The organism is Novosphingobium ginsenosidimutans, from assembly GCF_007954425.1.
GTDB classification, from domain to species: Bacteria; Pseudomonadota; Alphaproteobacteria; order Sphingomonadales; family Sphingomonadaceae; genus Novosphingobium; species Novosphingobium ginsenosidimutans.
Map to the genome: position 1 here is coordinate 405,137 of NZ_CP042345.1, position 22,526 is coordinate 427,662.

The 22,526-nt window shown below is 64.8% G+C and carries 21 protein-coding genes; 10 read left to right on the forward strand and 11 right to left on the reverse strand.

The window, feature by feature from the left end:
- Nucleotides 1-203 precede the first annotated feature (203 nt).
- Nucleotides 204-377, forward strand: coding sequence for a hypothetical protein (locus tag FRF71_RS15380; RefSeq protein WP_161597863.1), 174 nt, complete (start codon nt 204-206; stop codon nt 375-377).
- Nucleotides 378-506: 129 nt separating this feature from the next.
- On the opposite strand, the gene FRF71_RS01960 is transcribed toward FRF71_RS15380, so the two are convergent.
- A complete protein-coding gene (locus tag FRF71_RS01960; RefSeq protein WP_147088977.1) occupies nt 507-722 on the reverse strand; it encodes a hypothetical protein in 216 nt (71 codons plus the stop codon).
- Nucleotides 723-1,046: 324 nt separating this feature from the next.
- Nucleotides 1,047-2,318, reverse strand: a complete 1,272-nt coding sequence (locus FRF71_RS01965) for a M24 family metallopeptidase (RefSeq protein WP_238339364.1) — start codon at nt 2,316-2,318, stop codon at nt 1,047-1,049.
- A 254-nt stretch (nt 2,319-2,572) separates the two neighbouring features.
- Here FRF71_RS01965 and FRF71_RS01970 point away from each other — a divergent pair, with 254 nt between their 5' ends.
- Both FRF71_RS01970 and FRF71_RS01975 read left to right on the forward strand, forming a co-directional pair.
- The gene (locus FRF71_RS01970) at nt 2,573-4,540 is read left to right on the forward strand and encodes an HWE histidine kinase domain-containing protein (RefSeq protein ID WP_161597864.1); all 1,968 of its coding nucleotides are present in this window, start codon (nt 2,573-2,575) and stop codon (nt 4,538-4,540) included.
- A gap of 99 nt (nt 4,541-4,639) precedes the next feature.
- A complete protein-coding gene (locus tag FRF71_RS01975; protein WP_147088980.1) occupies nt 4,640-4,975 on the forward strand; it encodes a PilZ domain-containing protein in 336 nt (111 codons plus the stop codon).
- A gap of 40 nt (nt 4,976-5,015) precedes the next feature.
- On the opposite strand, the gene FRF71_RS01980 is transcribed toward FRF71_RS01975, so the two are convergent.
- Complete coding sequence (locus FRF71_RS01980) at nt 5,016-5,918, reverse strand: LysR family transcriptional regulator (protein ID WP_147088981.1); 903 nt, start codon at nt 5,916-5,918, stop codon at nt 5,016-5,018.
- A 92-nt stretch (nt 5,919-6,010) separates the two neighbouring features.
- On the opposite strand from FRF71_RS01980, the gene FRF71_RS01985 reads away from it, so the two are divergent.
- Genes FRF71_RS01985 through mmsB form a run of 7 tightly spaced genes read left to right on the forward strand, consistent with a single transcriptional unit; the run spans nt 6,011 to nt 12,087 of the window.
- Nucleotides 6,011-7,510, forward strand: a complete 1,500-nt coding sequence (locus FRF71_RS01985; RefSeq protein WP_147088982.1) for a CoA-acylating methylmalonate-semialdehyde dehydrogenase — start codon at nt 6,011-6,013, stop codon at nt 7,508-7,510.
- Nucleotides 7,511-7,556: 46 nt separating this feature from the next.
- Entirely contained in the window at nt 7,557-7,997 is a 441-nt protein-coding gene (locus tag FRF71_RS01990) for a hypothetical protein (protein ID WP_147088983.1), read from the forward strand.
- Between the two features lie 5 nt (nt 7,998-8,002).
- Nucleotides 8,003-9,148 (forward strand): acyl-CoA dehydrogenase family protein, encoded by a 1,146-nt coding sequence (locus FRF71_RS01995; protein WP_147088984.1) that lies wholly within the window; start codon nt 8,003-8,005, stop codon nt 9,146-9,148.
- Nucleotides 9,145-10,188 (forward strand): enoyl-CoA hydratase/isomerase family protein, encoded by a 1,044-nt coding sequence (locus tag FRF71_RS02000; protein ID WP_147088985.1) that lies wholly within the window; start codon nt 9,145-9,147, stop codon nt 10,186-10,188. Before FRF71_RS01995 ends, FRF71_RS02000 begins: the two co-directional genes overlap by 4 nt.
- Entirely contained in the window at nt 10,185-10,967 is a 783-nt protein-coding gene (locus tag FRF71_RS02005) for an enoyl-CoA hydratase-related protein (RefSeq protein ID WP_147088986.1), read from the forward strand. Before FRF71_RS02000 ends, FRF71_RS02005 begins: the two co-directional genes overlap by 4 nt.
- Entirely contained in the window at nt 10,952-11,221 is a 270-nt protein-coding gene (locus FRF71_RS02010) for a hypothetical protein (protein ID WP_147088987.1), read from the forward strand. Before FRF71_RS02005 ends, FRF71_RS02010 begins: the two co-directional genes overlap by 16 nt.
- Nucleotides 11,218-12,087 (forward strand): 3-hydroxyisobutyrate dehydrogenase, encoded by an 870-nt coding sequence (gene mmsB, locus FRF71_RS02015; RefSeq protein WP_147088988.1) that lies wholly within the window; start codon nt 11,218-11,220, stop codon nt 12,085-12,087. The genes FRF71_RS02010 and mmsB overlap by 4 nt, the downstream gene beginning before the upstream one ends.
- Before the next feature lie 3 nt (nt 12,088-12,090).
- Here the strand turns inward: mmsB and FRF71_RS02020 are convergent, their stop codons facing one another.
- From FRF71_RS02020 to FRF71_RS02055, 8 genes are all read right to left on the reverse strand, one after another.
- Nucleotides 12,091-14,472 carry a glycoside hydrolase family 3 protein gene (locus FRF71_RS02020; RefSeq protein WP_147088989.1) on the reverse strand — a complete coding sequence of 794 codons (2,382 nt, stop codon included), beginning with the start codon at nt 14,470-14,472 and terminating at the stop codon, nt 12,091-12,093.
- A 73-nt stretch (nt 14,473-14,545) separates the two neighbouring features.
- Nucleotides 14,546-15,715, reverse strand: a complete 1,170-nt coding sequence (locus tag FRF71_RS02025) for an MFS transporter (RefSeq protein ID WP_147088990.1) — start codon at nt 15,713-15,715, stop codon at nt 14,546-14,548.
- Nucleotides 15,708-16,772 (reverse strand): LacI family DNA-binding transcriptional regulator, encoded by a 1,065-nt coding sequence (locus tag FRF71_RS02030; RefSeq protein ID WP_147088991.1) that lies wholly within the window; start codon nt 16,770-16,772, stop codon nt 15,708-15,710. Before FRF71_RS02030 ends, FRF71_RS02025 begins: the two co-directional genes overlap by 8 nt.
- A 3-nt stretch (nt 16,773-16,775) precedes the next feature.
- The gene (locus FRF71_RS02035) at nt 16,776-17,711 is read right to left on the reverse strand and encodes a glycoside hydrolase family 16 protein (RefSeq protein WP_147088992.1); all 936 of its coding nucleotides are present in this window, start codon (nt 17,709-17,711) and stop codon (nt 16,776-16,778) included.
- Nucleotides 17,708-19,207: a tryptophan halogenase family protein gene (locus tag FRF71_RS02040; protein ID WP_147088993.1), complete on the reverse strand. Its 1,500-nt coding sequence runs from the start codon at nt 19,205-19,207 to the stop codon at nt 17,708-17,710. Before FRF71_RS02040 ends, FRF71_RS02035 begins: the two co-directional genes overlap by 4 nt.
- Nucleotides 19,204-20,229, reverse strand: a complete 1,026-nt coding sequence (locus FRF71_RS02045; protein WP_147088994.1) for a cupin-like domain-containing protein — start codon at nt 20,227-20,229, stop codon at nt 19,204-19,206. The genes FRF71_RS02040 and FRF71_RS02045 overlap by 4 nt, the downstream gene beginning before the upstream one ends.
- Complete coding sequence (locus tag FRF71_RS02050) at nt 20,222-20,941, reverse strand: SapC family protein (protein WP_147088995.1); 720 nt, start codon at nt 20,939-20,941, stop codon at nt 20,222-20,224. The genes FRF71_RS02045 and FRF71_RS02050 overlap by 8 nt, the downstream gene beginning before the upstream one ends.
- A complete protein-coding gene (locus tag FRF71_RS02055; RefSeq protein ID WP_147088996.1) occupies nt 20,938-22,476 on the reverse strand; it encodes a tryptophan halogenase family protein in 1,539 nt (512 codons plus the stop codon). The genes FRF71_RS02050 and FRF71_RS02055 overlap by 4 nt, the downstream gene beginning before the upstream one ends.
- Between the last annotated feature and the right edge of the window lie 50 nt (nt 22,477-22,526).

The following is a 22,526-nucleotide window of genomic DNA, read 5'->3' on the forward strand; positions in this document are numbered from 1 at the left end:
CTGACGGTGTGCCATGAAGAATCACATAGACACTTAGGCTGTCAATCCGCTCTTCACGCTACCTGGCAAATTTATGGTCGAATGCACCCTTGCTTGGGCGCCTTGCCAATGGGCTGCGGCAGCCCAGGCCGATGAATATATGCGTTTGCACGTATTTTTTTGCTTGATATAACGGGCCTTAACAAGGGTCGGGATGTTCAGAGATGCCAGCAGACAGCAGCCTCAAGTCGCAGGCAGGCGCGGACGACAGCACAGCGACGATATCCGAACTGCGAGATCAGCTCTCCAAGGCGCTCCTGTTGCTCGATAAGCTAAAGAAGCCCCTGGCGGCGGCATATGTGCAGATGGCGTTGGATACTTTGACCGAAGCTGATTGAGCCCTATCAGCCTTATGCTTTGATCGTCTGAATCACATTAACTGGCACTGGAGACTGAAACGCCAGGAGGCCGCGTTGTTTGAATGCCGATTGTTCTAGGCAGCGCCGTTCATTGCGCCGAGAGGCCGCTCATGACCTGGGTGCAAGTTCATTCTCGTTGCCAGGCTCCCTGCGCAGCCGCGTATCTTGCACCTTGATCAGATCTTCTTTGGCGAGAGCATCGCGGGCTGTGGCGATGTGAATGGCGGTCATGCCAAATCCGGCTTCATCAGCCATCCGCAGGCATTCCACCAGCAGCTTATCCAAGTTAGCCGCCAACTCGGATTGCGTCTCCTGCTTACCCATCGCGGGACCCCTTCCGAGTTCCTGCCAGATGCAAGCAATCGCCTGAAAAACGAGGCATATGTTCGGTTCGGCCGGCATTTCGAATGTACTGCGCCGGAAGGCCATAGCGCCGTGCCCTGATGCCAGAATACAAGGCGAGCTGCGCCATCGACCGGCCTGCCGCGCTGGCGGGAGAAATCGGTGCGGGTGAACTAGCGGCAGTTACTGTCGTATTCATGAGCGTTCTCATAAAACCCCAGCGGGACGGGAATTCCAATCAAGGTAAACAGTAAGGCTAATTGCCCCGCTAATCCGGCGATCCGCAGTTCAACGGATCTCTACTGCTCAAGGGATCAACGTCAGCTCAGTCTGGCGGCCATCGATGAAACGGACGCTATTTCCATCGAAGAAAGCGTTCTCCTCCGCCCGAAAATCGACACGTTGGCCGCCCCATTCGGGGACGGCGGCATAGGTTGTCAGCTCAATCGACCAGGCGGTATTGGCGTTGATCACGCCGCTGCCGCGCGGATCGGCATTCTGATTGTCCCAGAAGCCGATTGAAGGTCCAGCCCCATGGCCGTGAAGGCCGATCGGGTGCGAATAGATCGAGGGCTCAAGCCCAGCAGCGATCGCCTCAGCCCGCGCCAGCGCGAGCACTTCGTTGCCGCTGCGCCCAATTGCGAAGTGGCGGCGCAGGATATCCTGCAAGCGATTGCTGTTCGCCAGCCCCTGGCGCAATCCGGCCGGTGCCGCAGTTTCGCCCGGCTTCAGCACATAGGCCAGGTGCTGGGTATCGGTGTTGAGCCGCAGGTAGGTGATACCGAAATCAGTCCACAACAGGTCACCCGGGCGAATGACTTCAGCCCCGTCGAGCATGCCCTTGGCGCCCTGGCGCTGGATCGCGACCGAGGGATGGAACCAGGGCGTCAGCCCCAATTCCAGCAGCCGATCACGGTACCACCACTGAACCTGCTCGGCCGTCGTCACGCCAGGGGTAATGACCTTGCGCGAAAAGGCCTCGGCGATAACCGCATGGGCCGTGCGCAGGATCGTGGGATAAAGCTCGATTTCCGCCGGCGTGCGGGTTTCCAGCCAGCGGATCGCCAGCCCTTCGCCGCTGACGATCCGCGCGCGCAGCGGCGCGGGCAATGCGGCGGTGAACTTGTCATACTGGCTCACCGTCATGCCATCGGCGAACTGGTAGAGGTCTGACGTGTTGATCGCGATCTTCGCTGGATTACGCGCGGCGATCAGCTCGGCCACTGCCTGCCACTGGTCCGGCTGCTTGGCCGGATCCCAGGCTGGCGCGAACAGGCCGCCCAGGCCATAGCGGCTGACCGTCAGCCGTTCGACCGGCTTGCCCTGGCCAGGATCGTAGAAGATCAGGATCGTCCGGCGCCGGGCATGCATGTTCTCGGCATCGAGCATCGAGGCGACGACCGGCTCCTCGAAATACTCGCGTGCCACCAGCAGCCACAGGTCGATCCCCTGCTCTCGCATGATCGCCGGGATGACCCTATCAAGCCGCGCGGCAAGCAGGCGATTTTCCGTTTCGGCGCGCTCGCGAGCTGAGAGTAGCTGCGGAAGCGTGGGGCTCGCGGCCTCTGTCTCGCTCAAGGCTATCGACGCATAAGCGCTGCCTCCTGCAGCAGGTGCGCCGATCGCCGCGAGCAGCGCAGTCGCCGATAGTACCTGTCGTATCATTATTGCCCCCGGATGCCTTTGCCCCACACTGGCTGGATGCAGCGGATCGATCAAGCGCTGCACTATCCACAAGCGGGACCAAACCTTGCGACGGACCGAGTCCATACAGGTGTCACTTCTGCACACGATCTGTTAGCTTTAACGAATTGGGCCAACCGGGGATGTCAATGCCGCCGAATGGAGTGCGCAACTGGAAGTTCGCCGACAATCCAGTCGTAACCTTCCTGGCCTTGTTCCTGACCTATGTCGCGCTGGCCTGTTTGGGGCTGCAATGGTCGACGATTTTTGGCGCGGCGAGCCCGGTCTGGCCGGCGTCCGGTGTGGCCGTCGCCGGTTTGCTCCTGGGCGGATTGCGGCTGTGGCCTGCGATCTTTCTGGGCAGGCTGGCCGCAGGCTGGCTGGCTGGATCGCAGCTACCCTTGTGGGTCGAACTGGCCCTGGCCCTGGCCAACACGGTCGCCGTGGTTGTGCCCTTGTTGCTGGTCCGGCGCCGGGGCGGGATCGATTGTACCCTGCCCGATTTGCCGGAGCTGCTGCGCTACTTCGTGTGGGGCGGCCTGGCGGGCGCGCTTGTCGCAGCAACGCTCGGAACTGCAATCATGGCAAGTGTCACGGGTTATCCCTTTGCCATTATGGTCCAGGTCTTTTCCAACTGGGTTGTCGCCTATTTCGTCGGCGCGATACTGATCGGTCCGTTGGTGCTCTCGTGGTCCCGACCCGCCCCGCGGCTTAGCGCGCTGGGCTGGCTTCACTTTGCCACCGTGATGCTGGTGACGACCGCCTTTGCCTGCCTGTTTCTGCTTCCCCCGGACCAGGCCTTCCTTCGCACCTGGCACGTCTTCCCGGTGCTCGTCTGGGCTGCACTAGCCTTTGAGCTGCGCGGCGCATCGCTGGCGGTGACAATTCTGGCCACCCTCGCGGTTTGGGCCACGGATCACGGTCTCGGCCCGATGACCGCACTTGCCTATACTGGCGGTCCGCAAGTTTCGCTGGTGCAGCAGTTCATTGCCGTGACGGCGGTGACAATCCTGGTCCTTGCCGTCGTCGCCAACGAGCGCCGCGCCAAAAACGCCCTGGCCGAACAGGGGCGCCTGCTGCGCCAAGCCGAAGAGGTGGCCCGCGCCCGCGCAGAAGAGCTTCAGGTCCTGCTCGACGCGGTCCCGGCGGCAATTTGGGTGGCGCGCGATTCCGCATGCACCCAGATCACAGGCAACCGTTTCGCTGCCGAGTTGCTCCAGTTGCCCGATGTGACCGACAACATGTCGAAGTCCAGCGATGACAACCCTGCGGTGGCCCACTTCAAGGTGCTCGATAGTACCGGCCACGAACTTGCTCCGTCGGAATTGCCGGTCCAGCGCGCCGCCCGCGGCGAGTTGGTGCGCGACTTTGAAGAGCGGATTGCCTTTGCCAACGGCACCTTGCGCGACCTGTTGGGCAATGCCACCCCGCTCTATGCCCCCGATGGCACGCTGCGCGGCGCGGTTGCGGCCTTTATCGACATCACTGAGCGCAAGGCTGCGCAATCGCGCGAGCATCTGCTCTCGCGCGAGGTCGATCACCGCGCGAAAAACATCATGGCGGTGATCCAGGCGATCGTGCAGCTTACCGAAGCATCAGATATCATCGCATTCCGCAAGGCGATCAGCGGGCGCATTGGCAGCCTGGCACGCACTCACACCCTGCTCGCACAGAACCGCTGGGACGGAGCCGAGCTGCGCGATCTGATCGAGGAGGAACTGTCCCCCTATATCCCGCGCCAGGGTGCCCAGGCCGAACGCGTCACGATCAACGGTCCGAAGGTCCGGCTGCGACCGCTCACTGCCCAGTCGATCGCGCTGATCGTCCACGAGCTGATCACCAACGCACTTAAGCACGGTGCGTTGTCGGTCTCTGGCGGCTCCGTGGCTGTCAGCTGGCAAGCCGGCACCCCCGGCCCTGACCAGCGCCTTACCCTGCAATGGCGCGAGAGCGGCGGCCCACCTGTTTCTCCGCCAACCACACCCGGCTTCGGTCTCGCGCTGATCGAAACCACGGCACGCGATCAGCTTTACGGAACAATTACCCAGACCTGGGAACCGGAAGGCCTGACCGCCGCCTTCACTGTCCCGGTTGGAGACCTTTTCCGCCAGAACTGATTGCAGAGCTCGTTTTTCAGAAGCCAGCGACGGGTCTTTTAGCAAACCCTTAACACGCGGCGGATAGTGTGGATCGCGTGCCGCCACAGTGAGTTCACCATGTCGCCGATCGAAAATCGCTTCCCCAAATTCACTATCGAGCGGGAAAGCCAGCGGCGCCCGCTGAAGGCCAAGGCCAGCGTCCGAAGCGCAGTTAAAGGGCAGATCGGCGGCCGACTGGTCGATATCTCTGAGCAGGGTTGCAAGATCGAGCTGTTCGATGGGTCGGTCAAGCCCGGTCACAGGGTCATCATCAAGCTCGAAACGCTCGAAATCTGGGTCGGCTACGTTCGGTGGATCAGAGAGAACGTGGCTGGTGTCTACTTTGAGCGTCCGATGCATTCGGCCATTGTCGACCACTTGAGCAAGACCCATCCGACCTTCGAAATGCCTTAAGACCATACCGCCGGTGCAGGCTTGACCCGCACAGCTTGGGCTACTCCGGCAATAGCTGGCCCCGGTGACGCTGCACCACCCCCAGTATCCAGTCACGCCCCGCCCGCACCCGGGCGAGTTGGTGGGTGTCCTTGTGAGTCACCAGCCAGAACGAGCGGGTGATCCGCCGCTCTGGTAAGACCGGCACTAGCGCCGGATCCGCATCGCCCATGAAACACGGCAGCACGCCGATCCCGGCGCCAGCAGCGATCAGGTGGTGCTGGGCGTTTATGCTGGAAGAACGCAGCGCCGGGGCAAGGCCAGTCTGGAGCTCATCAAGATAGCGCAGTTCCGGAGCATAGAGCAGGTCGGGGATATAGCCGACCAGGCTGTGGCCCTTGAGCAGGTCGGCCGGGCTGTGCGGCGCGCCGGCATGGTCGAGGTAGGCCTGGCCGGCATAGAGCCTCAGGCTGTAATCGCTGAGCTTGCGGGCAATCACTGGCCCGGCCTTGGGCCGCGAGAGCATGACCGCGATGTCCGCCTCGCGCTTTGACAGGCTGAGGAAACCGCTGTTGGCAACCAGGTCCAGCGTCAGCGCCGGGTGGGCGCGAACGAAATCGGGCACGTGGGCCGCCAGGAACCACGAACCGAAGCCTTCCGAGGCGCTGATCCGGAGCGTGCCGGAAAGCAGCCCGCTCGCGCTGGCGGGGCCACCCTCGCGGATCGCGGTCGCAGCTTGGGCCATCGCTTCGACCTTGGCGAGCAGCCGTTCGCCCGCTTCGGTCAGCACCTGACCTTCGCGGGTCTGCTCGAACAGGGTCTCGCCCAAGGCGGCTTCAAGGCGGCGGAGGCGGCGGCTGGTGGTGGTCGGGTCCACGCCCAGCGCCGCCCCCGCGCGGCCCATCTGGCCCGCCCGGGCGATCGCCAGGAATACCTGCAAGTCGCTCCAGTCCATGCCCTGCATATTCGCAGGTTCTATCCGCAAAATTGGGTGTTGTCTGCATCGAAGTCGGGGCGCATGGCAGCGCCACAAAGATTCGAGAGGGATCACCAATCATGCGCCAGATCGACCATTTCATCGCCGGTGGTACCGGTGGCCTTGCCGCCGCCCGCAAGGCGCCGGTCTATGACCCCAACAGCGGCGACGTGCAGGCCGAAGTCGTACTCGGCAGCCAGGACGCGCTGGACCGCGCGGTTGCCGCTGCCCAGGCCGCCCAGCCCGCCTGGGCCGCCACCAACCCCCAGCGCCGTGCCCGCGTGATGTTCAACTTCAAGGCCCTGGTCGAGGCGAAGATGGACGAGTTGGCACTGATGCTTAGCATCGAACACGGCAAGGTCATCGCCGATGCCAAGGGCGATATCCAGCGCGGGCTGGAAGTGGTCGAATTTTGCTGCGGCATCCCCCACGCGCTGAAGGGCGAATATACCCAAGGTGCCGGCCCTGGGATCGATGTTTACTCGATGCGCCAGCCGCTGGGCATCGGCGCAGGCATCACCCCGTTCAACTTCCCGGCGATGATCCCGCTGTGGATGGGCGCGGTGGCGATGGCGACCGGCAATGCCTTTATCCTGAAGCCCTCTGAGCGCGACCCTTCGCTGCCGGTGCGCCTTGCCGAGCTTTGGTTGGAAGCAGGCCTGCCCGAGGGTATCTTCCAGGTTGTCCACGGTGACAAGGAAATGGTCGACGCGATCCTCGACCACCCGGCCATCAGCGCGGTCAGCTTCGTCGGCTCGTCGGACATCGCCCACTATGTCTACAACCGCGGCGTCGCCGCCGGTAAGCGCGTCCAGGCGATGGGCGGGGCCAAGAACCATGGCATCGTCATGCCGGATGCGGACCTCGATCAGGTGGTCAACGACCTCGCCGGTGCCGCTTTCGGCTCGGCGGGCGAGCGCTGCATGGCGCTGCCAGTCGTCGTGCCGGTGGGCGATGACACCGCCGAGCGCCTCAAGGCCAAGCTGATCCCGGCGATCGAAGCGCTCAAGATCGGCATCTCAACCGATCCCGAGGCGCATTACGGCCCGGTCGTCACCGCGCAGCACAAGGCAAACATCGAACGCTGGATCCAGACCTGCGTTGACGAAGGCGGCGAACTGGTGGTCGATGGCCGCGGCTTCACGCTGCAGGGGCATGAGAACGGCTTTTTCGTTGGCCCAACGCTGTTCGACCGCGTGACCCCGGGCATGAGCAGCTACCACAACGAGATCTTCGGCCCGGTCCTGCAGATGGTCCGCGCCAAGGACTTCGAGGAAGCGCTGAGCCTGCCGAGCAAGCACCAGTATGGCAACGGCGTCGCCATTTTCACCCGCAACGGCCACGCCGCCCGCGAATTTGCCGCCCGCGTGAACGTCGGCATGGTCGGCATCAACGTGCCGATCCCGGTGCCGGTCGCCTACCACACATTTGGCGGGTGGAAGCGCAGCGCCTTTGGCGATACCAACCAGCACGGTATGGAAGGCGTGAAGTTCTGGACCAAGGTCAAGACCGTCACCGCCCGCTGGCCCGATGGCTCGCCCGATGGCGGCAATGCCTTCGTCATTCCGACCATGGGGTGAAGGCCGCTGCAGCGGCGTGGCCCCGGCAAAGGAGGAGTTACGTATGATGACCCGACTTTCCGCGGCCGTACTGCTATGCGCGCTGGCCGCATGCTCAAGCGAGAAGGCACCGGCGCCCGATTCCAGTGAGGCGGCGACACCTGGCGCTACCACTCCGGCCGCAGTGCAGATCGATGCCATTCCCGAGCAGCTGCGCGGCGCCTGGGGCTTGGTCCCGGCGGACTGCACATCGACCAAGGGCGACGCCAAGGGCCTGCTCTTGATCGATGCGACCACGCTGAAGTTCTATGAATCGCTCGGCAAGCTGGGTGCGATCACTGAAGCAAGCGACACGCGGATCCGCGCCAGCTTCGACTTCACCGGTGAAGGCATGACCTGGCAGCGCGAAGAAACGCTTGAGCTTCAGGACGGCACCCTTATCCGCCGCGAAGCCGGACAGGATGCGGCGCCCGAACCGTTCAAATACACCCGTTGCCAGGCTAAGTGAGTTCAATGACCGACCAATTTGCCCTTACCGAAGACCAGCTCGCCATCCAGGACATGGCGCAAAAGTTCACGGCTGACCGGATCACGCCGTTCGCCGCCCAGTGGGACGAGGAGCATCACTATCCGGTCGACGTGTGGAAAGCCGCCGGTGAGCTGGGCTTTGGCGCGATCTATGTTTCGGAAGAGAGCGGCGGGATCGGCCTTGGCCGGCTGGAAGCAGCGCTGATCATGGAAGCCATGGCCTATGGCTGCCCGGCGACCAGCGCATATATCTCGATCCACAACATGGCCGCCTGGATGATCGATTGCTTCGGCTCAGCCGAGCTCAAGGCGCGGTACCTGCCGGGGCTGGTCTCCATGGAGCAGATCGCCTCCTACTGCCTGACCGAACCGGGCTCGGGCTCTGACGCGGCGGCGCTCAAGACCACGGCGCGGCTCGACGGGGATCACTACGTCCTCAACGGCACCAAGCAGTTTATCTCCGGCGGCGGGGTGAACGATATCTACGTCTGCATGGTCCGCACCAGCGACAATGGTGCCAAGGGCATCTCCTGCCTGGTGGTCGAGAAGGATACACCGGGGCTCTCCTTCGGTGCGCCGGAAAAGAAGCTCGGCTGGAATGCCTCCCCCACCGCGCAGGTGATCTTCGAGGATTGCCGCGTGCCCGTCGCCAACCGCGTCGGGGCGGAGGGCGAAGGCTTCCGCTTTGCCATGGCCGGCCTCGATGGTGGCCGCCTCAACATCGGCGCCTGCTCGCTTGGCGGGGCGCAGCGCTGCCTGGATGAGGCGATCAAGTACACCAAGGAGCGCCAGCAGTTCGGCCAGCCCGTGGCCGATTTCCAGAACACCCAGTTCATGCTGGCCGACATGGCCACCGACCTCGAAGCCGCGCGCGCGCTGCTCTATCTTGCCGCCTGCAAGGTTGCCGCCAATGCGCCCGACAAGAGCCGCTTTTCGGCCATGGCCAAGCGCCTGGCGACCGACAACGGCAGCAAGATCGTCAACGACGCACTGCAGCTGTTCGGTGGCTATGGCTATCTCAAGGACTATCCGATCGAACGCTTCTGGCGCGATCTGCGCGTCCATTCGATCCTTGAAGGGACCAATCAGGTCATGCGGATGATCGTCGGCCGGGACCTCCTCCGCCAATGACCGACGAAGTAATCATTCGCCGCGAAGGGGCCGCCGGCTTCCTCTCGCTCAACCGCCCCGGTGCGATCCATGCGCTGACCCTGCCGATGGTCCACGCCATGACGGCGGCGCTGCTTGAATGGCGCGACGATCCAGAGGTCAAGGCCGTGATCATCGATCACGCCGAAGGCCGCGGGTTCTGCTCCGGCGGCGATATCGCCTTTCTGCGCAATTCAGCGCTGAACGATGGCGGCACTTCGGGCCGCAAGTTCTTCCATGACGAGTACCAGCTCAACCACCTGATCTTCACTTACGAGAAGCCGGTGGTGGCCTTCATGGACGGGATCACCATGGGTGGCGGGGTCGGCATTTCGCAGCCCGCCCGGTTCCACGTCGCGACCGAGAACACCCGCTACGCCATGCCCGAAACCGGGATCGGCCTGTTCCCCGATGTCGGCGGCGGCTGGTACCTCTCGCGCCTGCCCGGCCGGATCGGCCAGTTCCTGGCGCTGACCGGCGCGCGGCTCGATGGAGCCGAGTGCAAGTGGGCCGGCCTTGCCACCCACTACCTCCCGCACAATGTGCTGGCCGAGGCCAAGGAGCGGATTGCCCACGGCCACGAGCCGGGCCAGGTCCTCTCCGCCTTGGCAGTCACCCCGCCGCCGGCGAAGATCGAGGCCAATGCGGCCGCGATCGCCAAGCACTTTGCTTCGGACCGCTATGAGGACGTCCTCGCCAGCCTGGCGGCCGACGACAGCGAGTGGGCCGCGAAGGAACTCGCCGCGCTGCGCACCAAGTCACCCCAGACCTGCAAGGTCGCGCTGCGCCAGCTCCATGACAGCCTCAACTGCGCCGACTTTGCCGCCAACATGGTGATGGAATACCGCATCGCCTCGCGTGTCCTGACCCGCCCCGACTTTGCCGAAGGCGTCCGTGCGGTGATCGTCGACAAGGACAATGCCCCCAAGTGGGACCCCGCCACCCCCGAGGGCGTGAGCGATGCGCTGATCGACAGCATCTTCGCCCCCCTCCCCGCCGATGAGGAATGGAAACCCCTATGAGCTATGAAAACATCCTGGTCGAACAGCGCGGCGCGGTGACGCTGGTCACGCTTAACCGGCCGCAGGCGCTCAATGCGCTCAACTCAACGGTGCTGGAAGAGCTGATCGACGCCTTCGCGAAGTTCGAGGCCGATGCCTCGAAGGGCTGCGCGGTCCTCACCGGGGCGGGCGAAAAGGCTTTTGCTGCCGGCGCCGACATCAAGGAAATGTTTGAAAAGCCGGCCGCCGAATTCTTTGCGCAGGACTTCTTCAGCCGCTGGACCAGCCACCTGGTCAAGACCACGCGCAAGCCCTGGATCGCCGCAGTCAACGGCTTTGCCCTGGGCGGCGGGTGTGAGCTGGCGATGATGGCCGACATCATTATCGCATCTGAGAACGCCAAGTTCGGCCAGCCCGAAATCAAGCTGGGCGTCGGCCCGGGCATGGGCGGCAGCCAGCGGCTGACCCGGGCCATCGGCAAGTCCAAGGCGATGGAAATGTGCCTGACCGGGCGGATGATGGGCGCCGAGGAAGCCGAGCGCTCGGGCCTGGTCTCACGCGTTGTCCCGCTTGCCAGCCTGGTCGACGAGGCGGTCAAGCTCGCCGCCGAGATCGCCGCCATGCCCCCGCTCGCCGTCATCGCCAACAAGGAAGCGGTCAACGCCGCTTTCGAAATGACGCTGGAGCAGGGCCTGATCATGGAGCGCCGGATCTTCCAGGTCCTGACCGCGACCGAGGACAAGGTCGAAGGCATGGGCGCCTTCATCGAGAAGCGGCCGGGCGTATGGACCGGGCGCTAATCATTTCAGTGGTCATGTTTGGTGCAGGCGTGTTTTTCACATGGTCTGCGGTGGGCGGCTGGCGCAACCTCAAACACGACAACATCAGCATTCTTGAGGCGGGTATTTTGAAGGTCACTGGCGCTGAGCCTCTACCAGTGACGGGTTTCGATCGGTGGCTTCAGCGTTTCCAATTGGTGATGATGTCGCTTTTCGGCCCGGTGATGATCTTCATTGGCGGCTTTGGATTTCTCTCGGAGTTGGGTGTGTTATGAAGATCGCTTTCATCGGCCTCGGCAACATGGGCGGCGGGATGGCCGCGAACCTGGTTAAGGCCGGGCACACGGTTCATGCCTTCGATCTCAGCGCCGAGGCGACCGAGCGCGCCACGGGCAACGGCTGCGCGGTCTTCCCGACCGTCCGTGAGGCCGTGCAGGGCGTCGATGCGGTGGTTTCGATGCTGCCCAACGGCAAGATCGTCGAGAGCGTCTACACCGCCGACGTGATCGGCCAGGCTCCGGCTGGCGCGCTGCTGCTCGATTGCTCGACCATTGACGTCGATACGGCGCGCAAGGTTGCATCTGCCGCCGAAGCCGCTGGCTATGCGATGGTCGATGCCCCGGTTTCGGGCGGGATCGCTGCGGCCAATGGCGGTACGCTGACCTTCATGGTCGGCGGCACCGAGGACGCCTTCAAGCGCGCCGAACCGATCCTGGCCGCCATGGGCAAGGCCGTGATCCACGCCGGTGCCAGCGGCGCGGGCCAGGCCGCCAAGATCTGCAACAACATGATCCTGGGCGCGACGATGATCGCCACCTGCGAAGCCTTTGCGCTGGCCGAGAAGCTCGGGCTGGACCTCCAGACCTTCTTCGATATCTCGTCGAAGGCCTCGGGCCAGTCCTGGTCGATGACCTCCTATTGCCCGGTCCCCGGCGTTGGCCCGCAATCGCCCGCCGACAATGGCTACCAGGGCGGGTTCGCTGCCGCGCTGATGCTCAAGGACCTCAAGCTCGCGCTCGAAGCTGCGCAGAGCGTTGGCGCGAATGTCCCGATGGGCACCCGCGCCGAAGAGCTTTACGAAGCCTTCGCGGCTGCCGGGAACGGCGGCGTGGACTTCTCTGGCATCATCAAGACGCTCTGAGCGTCAGAACGAGCAGTCCGCCCCCGCCGGCATGGCCTGGCGCGATACGGCTGCGATCTGCAGCTTGAGCGGCCCGCTGGAGGTAATCGCCAGCGACTGGCCAAGCCCCGGCGCGCAGGCATCGGTGATGATCATCTCGCGCCAGCCCTTCCCCGCGCTCAGCGCAAGCTGGCGGGTGATGTCGACATTGTTCTTGCCTAGCGTCAGCTTGACCGGCGCCTGCGGCTGATCGGGCAGGAAATAGCTGATCCGGAACGCTCCCGAACCGGACTGGCGATGGGCGAAGGACAGGGTCGCACCCGGAGCGAAAGTGATCTCACGCGCATCTTCCTGGCGTTTGCGATCAACCCCGCGCGCGGCGATGCCGCCGGCCTGGCCGCGCAGGCCCGGCAGCGGTGCGCCATCGCCGGTGATCATGGTTCCGGGCGCCAGCTTGCCATCGACAAACCAGTCAGCTGCCGGGCCGGCGTTGAGGTAGGCGCAGGTTTCATCGAGCTTGCCGACCGTGCTGCGCTCACCCAGGCTCAGACCGTAACCGAGGTTGAACAGCGCGCCTTCCGGCCCGTTGACCGGCTTGCCATCGCAGTGGGCCGGCCAGCTGAATGAGAGCCGGCCGGTAGCGGGGCGCTTGCCATAGAGCACGTCGGCCACGCCGGCGCCTTCGCTGCCCGGCAGCCAGGCGGCGACAAAGGCGTCGGCAGCGTTGATCTCGCGGTTCATCCATAGTGGCCGGCCCGAAAGGAATACGGCCACGGTGCGCACGCCGGCCGCCTTGAACTTGCGCAGCAGGTTCAGGCCTTCCTCATCGGTGAAGACGGCGTTCTTCCGGTCACCTTCGAATTCGGCGTAAGGCTCCTCGCCGAAGACCACCACGGCGACATCGGGCTTGGCGGCATAGCTGCCGTCAACCGACAGCGTGGCCGATCCGCCCGCCGCTTCGGCCGCTTGCTTGAGGCCGGTCCAGATCGAGGTGGCGCCAGGGAAATACTTCTCGTTGGTCAGCTCGAGCCCGCCCTGCCAGGTCAGCGTCCAGCCACCGGAGGCCTGGGCGACGCTGTCCGCCCCGCGGCCGGTTACCAGAATCTTGGCACCAGCGGCCAGCGGCAGGACGCCATCGTTCTTGAGCAGGACCTGCGACTTGGCGACAGCCTCGCGCGCAACGGCGCGGTGCTGGGCCGCGCCGAGCAGCGCAAAATTGCCGCCATTGGGTCGCAGCGATGGCTTGACCGCAGTCGGCTCCAGCAGACCCAGCCGCAGCTTCATGCGCAGCACGCGGGCCACGGCTTCGTCCAGCCGCGCCATGGGGATCGTGCCGTTCTGCACGTCGCGCATCAGATTGGCGTGGAGCGCGCGCCAGTCGTCAGGCACCATGTACATGTCGAGCCCGGCGAGTAGCGACTGGGTGCAATCGTCCACCTTGCAGCCGGGAATCTGGCCATGGGCGTTCCAGTCCCCCACGACCATGCCCTTGAAGCCGAATTCATCGCGCAGCACGCCGGTCAGCAGATCGCGGTTGCCGTGCATCTTCACCCCGTTGACCGAGTTGAAGCTGGCCATGATGCTTTCCACGCCCGCGGCAATCGCGGCGGGATAGGGCTTGGCATGGATCGCCTTCAATTCGGCGATATCGCCGCTGACATCGCCCTGATCGACCCCCTGGGTCGTGCCGCCATCGGCGAAGAAGTGCTTGGCCGTGGCGATGACCCGGTCACCGCTGAGGTGTTCCGGCGTGCCGACCTTGCCTTGCAGCCCCTCGATCAGCGCGGCACCCAGCGGCGCGACGATATCCGGGTCTTGGGAATAGCTTTCATAGGAGCGTCCCCAACGCCGATCGCGCGCCACAGCGATGGTCGGTGAGAAATCCCACTCGATGCCGGTTGCGCGCATTTCCAGCGCGGTCGCCGCGCCGATCCGCCGCACCAGACCGGCATCGCGGGTGGCGCCAAGGCCAACGTTGTGCGGGAAGATCGTCGCGCCAATTACGTTGGTGTGCCCGTGGACGGCGTCCGTTCCCCAGATCGCCGGGATCGCCGGTTCGCCGTTCGGCAGCGGCTCGGTCGAGGCTTCCCACATTTCGTCCGCCAGCTTGAGCCACTGGGAAGCCGGTGCAAACTCGTCGCCATAGGGGCCGCCGTTGCCGCCGTTGAGGTAGCTGCCAAAGCGGTAGCGCTCCATGTCGGCGGCGGTGAACGAGTTGATCTGCGGCTGGATCAGCTGGGCGACCTTGCGCTCCAGGCTCATCCGAGCCAGCAGGTCGGCAATCCGCGCGTCTTCACTTTGCGGCGCTGCTTGAGCCAGCGCGACCGGCGCGGTCGAAACGGCGGGCCCCTGCGCGCAGCCTGCCACCAACATGACGCTTGCGACCGTCAGCATCCCGATGCGCATTGAACTCTCTCACCCCGGTATTTTGTGAACGTTCTCATTCGCATGAGGAAAGGGGGAAAGTCAAGTTGCTGGCTTAGCGGGCGGGTGAGACCTTCTGCAGCAGCAGTCCGGCGCTCGCTGCCAGCAGGGCCAGCAGGCCGAACAAGGCCGGATAGCCCGCCACGGGGACAATCGCGATGGTCAACCACGGCATGACCAGTGACGGAACCGTGTTGGCAAGATTGAACAATCCCAGATCGCGCCCGCGCCGGTCGGGCCGGGGCAGGATCCGCAGGGTCTGGGCCGAATGCAGCGCAAGAAACACCGCGCTCGACACGCCGAACAGGCCATAGGCCAGCATCGCTCCAGTCACGCCAGGCGCAAGGGCCATGCCCAGCAGCCCCAACGCCGAGACCAGCGCGCAAATCTGGAGCGGGGCAATCGGCCGGTCGGTACGGTCTGACCATCGACCGACCAGCAGGGCTAACGGCACCGAAACCAGCATGATCAGGCTGAAGAGCCGTGCGGTCTGGTTATCGCTGACTGTGGGGTCCAGGCTGAGCAGCCAGAAGAACAGGTAAGCGAACAGCGTCGCTTCGGCCACTTGGACTGCCAGCCGCGCCAGCCACATCCGCAGCGCCAAACCGCGCGCACGATGCTGTTCAGACGGCGCCTGAGGGCGTTCGAGCAGGGGCGGTGCGTTGTTCAGCACAACCGGCAGCACGCAGACAGCCACCAACAGGGCAACTAGGCCCAGCCGCGCCTGCCCATCCGCCAATCCGGGAATGGTGACCAGCGCCCCCGACAGCGCCCCCAACCCCGGCGCAAAGGCCATCAGTCCGCCAAGCAGGCCCTTGCGGTCATCAGGGACCAGGTCACCGGCCCATGCGGCCAGCGGCCCAAGCATCATGTTGAGCCCGAGCTGCCAGGCGACAATCGCGGCGACAATTCCGGGCAGGCTGGTCATCCGTCCGATCACCAGCAACAGGGTGCAGGACAGCGCCAGCCCGGCGGCGATCCAGCCGCGGCGGTTATGGGTGATGTCGCTGAGGAAGCCGAACAGAATGCCCGCCAGGCTCGCCGCGATCGCGCCGATCAGCGCGATATAGGCCAGCCAATCCACCCCGGTAGTCTTGCCGGCCAGGCCTGCGACCTGAACCGGCAGCAGGATCGAAAGCAGCGGGACATAGCCAATCGTTCCGCCCGCCCAGGCCAGTGCATAGAGCAGGATGAACCGGTCAACCGGTGCGCGCGGATCAAGCACCCGGTGCGTCTGCAAGCGGGGCAACGGATTCGCGCACGAAGATGCTGGCGCGCTCGACAGTCAGTTCCTTGGGCGCAGGCTGCCCCTTCTGGGCGGCGATCAGCAACTCGACCGCCCGCGATGTGGTCGCGGCAATCGGCTGATCGACAGCGGTCAGCGGCGGCTGGGTGAAGTGGACCAGCGGCGTGTTGTCAAAGCTGATCAGCGACAGGTCCCGCGGCACCGTCAGCCCCATCAGCCGCGCAACCTCCAGCGTGGCGAGCGCCATCTGGTCATTGCTGGCGATGATTGCGCTTGGCCGCTGGGGACCGGACAGCAGCTTGCCGGCCGCTTCGACGCCTGAGGCAAAGCTGAAGTCACCTTCGGCCAGCAGCCCGTCGCAAGGCAGCCCCGCCTCCGTCATCGCGCGCCGCCAGCCATCGACGCGCCAGCCGCTGAGGGCATATTCGCTTGAGCCAGAAATAAAGCCGATCCGGCGATGGCCGCGTTCCAGCAAGTGCTCCGTCGCCTGATAGGCCGAGCCCTCATCATCCATCGAGACCGGGATGCCCGCGCCGTTCTGGATCGAGCCGATCCGCACGAAGGGAATCTTCTGTTCAGCGAGGAAACTGACGATCTGAGGATTGTCGGAGTGCGGCGGCGTCAGGATGATCCCGTCGGGCTGCAGCGCGGCAATGGCACCGAGCAGTTCGCGCTCGACATGGTCGGAGTGCGTATCGACCAGTTCGAAGATCATCCGGTAGCCGTGCTCGGCGCACTTCAGCATGCCGCCCAGCAGCATCTGATCGACCCAGTCGGTCCCCTGGCGGGCCTGCCAGTCAGCGATCGTGCGGTCGCGGTCGTTGATGGCGAGGATCAGGTAAGAGCGTGATCCGCTCAGCCGCTGGGCAGCGATCGATGGAACATAGCCCAGCTTGTCGATCGAAGCCTGGACCCGCTCCTTCATTTCCGGACGGACGTTGGGCTCATTGTTGATGACGCGGCTGACCGTCTGCAGCGAAACCCCTGCATCGGCAGCCACGTGCTTGATCGTTACAGCCTGGCGGCGTCGCGCCATCGATTACTTGCCCCCTTGCGCCGAGCCAGTCTCGGCGGAGATCCCTTTCGCCTCGGGCACTTGCCAGACGCGAACCCAATCGATCTCCATCCGCTTGGGATAGCTGTCAAGTCGCACCCCGCCAAGCCCGCGCGTTTCGGCCAGCTTGCCGCCGATTGCAAGGTTGAGGATCAGGTGGAACGGCTGATCGAATGGCGCGCCGCGAACCTTGGAGCCGGTGGTCGACCATTCATCGGCCGTGCGCACGGCATAGGTCTTGCCATCAACCTGCCAGGTGATCCGTTCCGGCCCCCATTCGATCGCATAGGTGTGGAAGCCGCCGTCGAGAACTTCGGGGAAGGGCACTTCCTCGCCCTTGTGCTTGTTGTTCGGCCACTTGCCGCCGAAGTGGAGCGTGCCAAGGATCGTGTTCTCGCGCCCACCAGGGCATTTGGCGCAGGGCACGCCCAGGTTCACGGCCTCAAGAATATCGATCTCGCCCGATGCAGCCCAGGTGCCGTAACGGTCCTTTTCCGGCAGCATCCAGATCGCTGGCCAGGTCCCCTGTCCTTGCGGCAGCTTGGCCCGCACCTCAACCTTGCCATAGCGCCACGAAGCCTTGCCGCGAGTGGAGAGCCGGGCCGAGCTGATGTCGCGGGTCGCTTCGGCCTCGGGCGTGGCCGAGGTGCGGCGCAGATGCTCGGGCAGCGCCGGGCCGGTAACGCGCTCATACCGCGCGGTGATGACCAGCTTGCCATCCTCGATCGTGGCATTGCGCGGGCTCTTGGTATAGCACTGGTGCTCGTCGTTGCCGCCGCCCCAGCAATCGACATCGAAGCCCCACTTGGAACGGTCGATCTTGTCGCCATCGAACTCGTCCGACCAGACCATGGTCCAATTGTCAGCCGCCGCAGCAGGCGCCGCCAGCAGGGCCAGAGCAAGAACCGCCGCGCGCTTCATGCCGCCCGTGCATCCTGCGCCGCGCAATAGCGGGCGATATAGGTCTGGTGGTCGGGCAGGCCGGCGACAGTCTTGGCGACTGAATCGCGCAGCATGGCCAGGAACTTGTCGAGCTCGTCGGCGCGCAGCTTGGTGGCGATCGGGTGATAGCTTTCGGGCATGATGCCCTGCCCCATCATCACCTGAACCCAGCTGTTCTCGACAAACAACTCCTCGTTCTTGCGGAAGACGCGGCCGGTTTCGCGGAACAGTTCGATCTTCTGGGCCAGACTATCGGGCATCGGCAGGGCCGCGCAGTGCCGCCAGAACGGGGAATCGCGCCGCTCGGTGACCTTGTAGTGCAGGATCAGGAAGTCTCTGATCTGATCCATGTCGGTCAGTTGCTGGTCGTTGAACTCGGCGATGTCGCGCTCGCTCACTGGGCCGCCAGGCAGCATCCGGATCAGCCGCAGCACGGCGCGCTGGATCAGGTGGATCGAGGTCGATTCCAGCGGCTCCATGAACCCGCCCGACAGACCGATCGCCACGCAGTTGCGGTGCCACTGCTTGCGCCGCGCGCCGGTGGTATAGCGGATGAAATTGGGCTGGGTCAGGACCTGCCCCTCGACCGTGCCGAGCAGCCGCTCCAGCGCCGCATCCTTGTCGAGATAGCGGCTGCAATAGACGATCCCGTTGCCCTGGCGGTGCTGCAGCGGAATGCGCCACTGCCAGCCGGCATCATGGGCAATCGCGCGGGTATAGGGCACCGGCGGGCGGACACTGGCGGTCTGCACGGCAATGGCGGAATCGCACGGCAGGTAATGGGTCCAGTCATCGAACCCGGCGTGGAGCGCGCCTTCGATCAGCAAGGCGCGGAAGCCGGTGCAATCTATGAACAGATCACCCGCGATCCGCCGGTCGCAATCCAGCCGCAGCGCGGCGATATTGCCGCTTTCGCCGTCCAGCTCGACTTCGGCGATTTTGCCTTCGATCCGAACCGCCCCGTCCCCTTCGGCACGCTTGCGCAGGAAGGCGGCGTAGAGCCCGGAATCGAGCTGGTAGGCATAGTTCATCTTGTCATCGGGCAGGTGCGCGAACTTGCCTTCCAAGGCCGCCTTCAGTTCCAGGCAGTAGTCATCATAGCTGTGCTCGATCCCCTGGCTCAGCCCGTGCAGCCAGAAGTGCTGGAAGCCCGCCGACCAGTGATCCTTGCCGGTGGTGCCGAAGGAGTGGAAATAGGTCTCGCCCACGTCCTTCCAGTTCTCGAACTTGATCCCCAGCTTGAAGGTCGCCTGGGTCGCGGCCATGAACTCTGCCTCCCCGATCCCGAGCAGACGGTTGAACAGCACGATCGGCGGGATCGTGCTTTCGCCGACGCCGATCGTGCCGATCGCATCGGATTCGACCAGCGTCAGCTCGATGCAATCGCCCAGCGTTCCAGCGAGCGCAGCGGCGGTCATCCAACCGGCCGTGCCGCCGCCGGCAACAACGACGCGCAGTTTCTTGGTGGGGTTCATCGCGAGAGACTCCGCAAGAGGTGGGCCTTGATCTGGCCGGCAGTTTCAGCAGTCAGCGGCGCCAGAATGCCGCGCGCCTCGGGTGGCAGGTGCTGGGTCACAGCTGCTCCACCCATAAAGACATAGTGATCGAACAGGTCGCGCCAGCGCGCCTTGTCCGCCTCGGGCAGATCGCGCAGCGCCAGGATCGCGTGGAACAGGGCATCCTCGGGCTTGCCCAGGAAGTGCGGGGCATCGCGCCACCAGTAGTTCACCAGCACGTTGAACGGTGCCAGCCCTTCGACATGGTGCCACCACAGCGAGGGGATGAACACGGCGTCACCCGGCTCCAGCTCGGCCACCTGCGCCTGCGCCAGCGCCTCGCGGAAGTGCGGATAGGTTTCGAAATCGGGCCGAAGCAGGTCAACCATCGAGACTGGACGGCCCGCCGGCGTATTCTCCAGCGGACCCAGATAGAGGTTGGCGAACTGCTCGGGCGGAAACAGCGTGAAGCGCCGCTTACCGACCGCACAGACGGCCAGGTTATCCGGCACGTCGTTATGCGCGGCGATCCGGGTGCGCGTGCCGATCCAGATCGATTCGAGCGGCCGGCGATCACCGAGCGGCAGATTGTTGGCCTCAACCAGACCGTTGAAATAGGTCCGCATGTCGATCGAGGAGAGGTAGATCGTCTGCGCTGCGGGATCGCTCTCGTCGCGCGCCATCAGCTTGAGGAAACCGTCGAGTGGGCCTTGGGCCGAGCGGAAGTTCATCCCCATCGCGGCGTTGTAGAACAGCCGCTCGCCGCCGCCGGGTTCACCGATCGTCCCGGTCAGTTTGGCTTCGCGGCCAAGCGAGACGAGATAGGCCCGCGCGGCATCGGCGCTTTCCAGCCCTGCCTGCACCAGCGGCCAGTCCGCCGCCAGCCCGCGCACCACAAAGGGCTGGTCCGCCTCGGCCAATCGCGCGTCGAGCGCCGCGGGGGCAAGCATCTCCTCGGCCACGCGCGGCAGATCGGCCAGGATGTCGGCCGTTTCAGCCATCGGCCCGCCGGTTCTTGCGCCGCACCAGCTTGCCCAGATTGCCGAGCGAAGCGAGCGCCATGAAGATCGGCTCGAGGTGGCCAGCGTCATGCAGTCCGGCCAGTGCAGCTGCATCGAGCGCGCGGAGCTTTTCCTCGTTGATCAGGTGATAGCCGACCAAGCGGTGGCTGGCGCCGTTGTCCAGCGTCACGTCCATCGAGAACGGCTCGAGCAAATCGTGCCGATCCAGCGCGGCATAGAATTCGCCGCTGGCACGGTAGCCTTCATCGAGCGCACCCAGCATACCCGCAACCTCTTCCAGCCAGGGGCTGGGCTGGCCGGCATCGTCGAACACGCGCACGCCCTCGCCCCCGGCCAGCACCACGCGCGGGTGGTCCATGTCGATGTGCACCTGCCCCGCGCCCTGGCCGCCTTGCGGCCGACCGACCAGGAACGGTTGAACCGCCATGGCGAAGGGCCGGCTGGCCGCGTCCCACCGGCCGTCTTCAAGGAACAGGTTCTCCCCGCCTTCAAATCCAAACAGTGCCAGCGCGGCAAAGCTGCGGCTTTCGCCATCAAACCGGAAGAAGATCGGATATTCGCAGGCCAGCCGGCGGAACTCACTTGGCACCACCAGACACGACATCACGCCATCGCCAAGCTCGGGCGCCGCGTCGGCCCGGACGCGCAGGGCGCCGTGATCGGTCGGGTTCAAGATCTGGTGATTGCTCATGATGCGGCGGCGGGCCTTTCTGGCGCGGAAGCGGCAAGCGCCGCGAAATAGCTGCGATTTTCGGGCAGGCCGGCCTGCATGGCGCGGGCCCGGTCGCGCACCTCGGAGATGCGGGCCAGCGCCTGGCCGCTGGGCTGCGGCAGACGCGATGGCAGCGGGAAGCCCATGCCATAGAGCACGTACTGCTGGCTGGCGGCCGGGAAGATTTCCTCAAAATCGGGGAAATCGCGCGGCGACGGCGGCAGGTGGCGCCAGAGCTCCAGGCTTTCCGTTAGCCGCTCGGGGATCGTCGCCGGATCGCGCTGCGCTAGCCAATAGGGTTCGGTCCGCCGGCTCAGGACATAGTGCAGCTTGAGGAACTCGACGATCCGGTCCCAGCGTTGGCGGAACAAGTCGTTGAAGCGGCGCGATAAGGGCTCCATCGCTGCGCGATCCGCCGGGAAGGCTTCGATCAGCCGCCGCAGCGACAGCTCGATCAGGACAATCGCTGATGCCTCAAGCGGCTCGATGAAACCGGCTGAGAGACCGACGGCAAGGCAATTGCCTTGCCAGAAGCGGGCGCGGTGGCCGGTCTGGAAGGCCAGCCGGCGCGGCTGGATCGTGGCGGCATCGGCACCCGGAACCTTGGCAGCAATATAGTCTCGCAGGACCGCTTCGGCAGCATCATCATCGAGAAAGCGCGAGGCATAGACGCAGCCGATCCCGCGCCGTGTCGGCAGAGCAATGTCCCAGATCCAGCCAGCGCGGTGTGCGGTGCCGACCGTCTGCGCGGCAATCGGACTGCCCGGCTCGACCGGCACCTGCGCCGCCAGCGCGCGATCGTTGAACGAGACGTCAGAACGGTCGATCCAGTCAACCTGGCAATGCCCGCCGATCAGCAGCGCCGCCTGGCCGGTGCAATCGAGGAACAGGTCACCCGCGAGCTCTCCGGCATCGCGCAGCAGTACGGCGGCAATATCGCCGTTCGCAGCCGCGCGTGTCCCGCAGACTTCGGCACTGACATGGCGGACGCCCAGCCGCCCGGTCGCATGGCGCATCAGCAGTGCGGCGAACTTTCCGGCATCAAGGTGATAGGCATAGTTCAGCGCCCCGGCAAAGTCCGGCATCGCCCGCTGACGCGGCGCGAGCCCCGCCGCGCAGACCGCGCCCTGCGGCGTCATTGCCTGGGCAAAGGGCTGATCCGGCGCGACCTGCTGCCAGGCCGCCAGCAATTCGCGCAGATCGCCCAGCGGCGGCAAAGTGAAGGGGTGGAGATAGGTGTCATCTCCGGCGCCGGTGACCCAACCATCAAAGCGCGAACCTTGCTTGAAGGCGGCATCGCATTCGCGCAGAAACTCGGCCTCGGGGATGCCGATCGAAGCCAGCGTCTCGCGCATGGTCGGCCAGGTCCCCTCGCCCACCCCGATGGTCGGGATGTTGGGGCTCTCGACCAGGGTGACCGTCAGTTCCGGCAGCCGCGCAGCCAGCAGGCAAGCGGAGAGCCAGCCGGCCGTACCGCCACCCACGATCACCACTTGCCGGATCGGACTTTCCATTCCCTGCGCACCGTTGTTCTGCCGGCCAGACCATGACGAAAGAGAGCCGC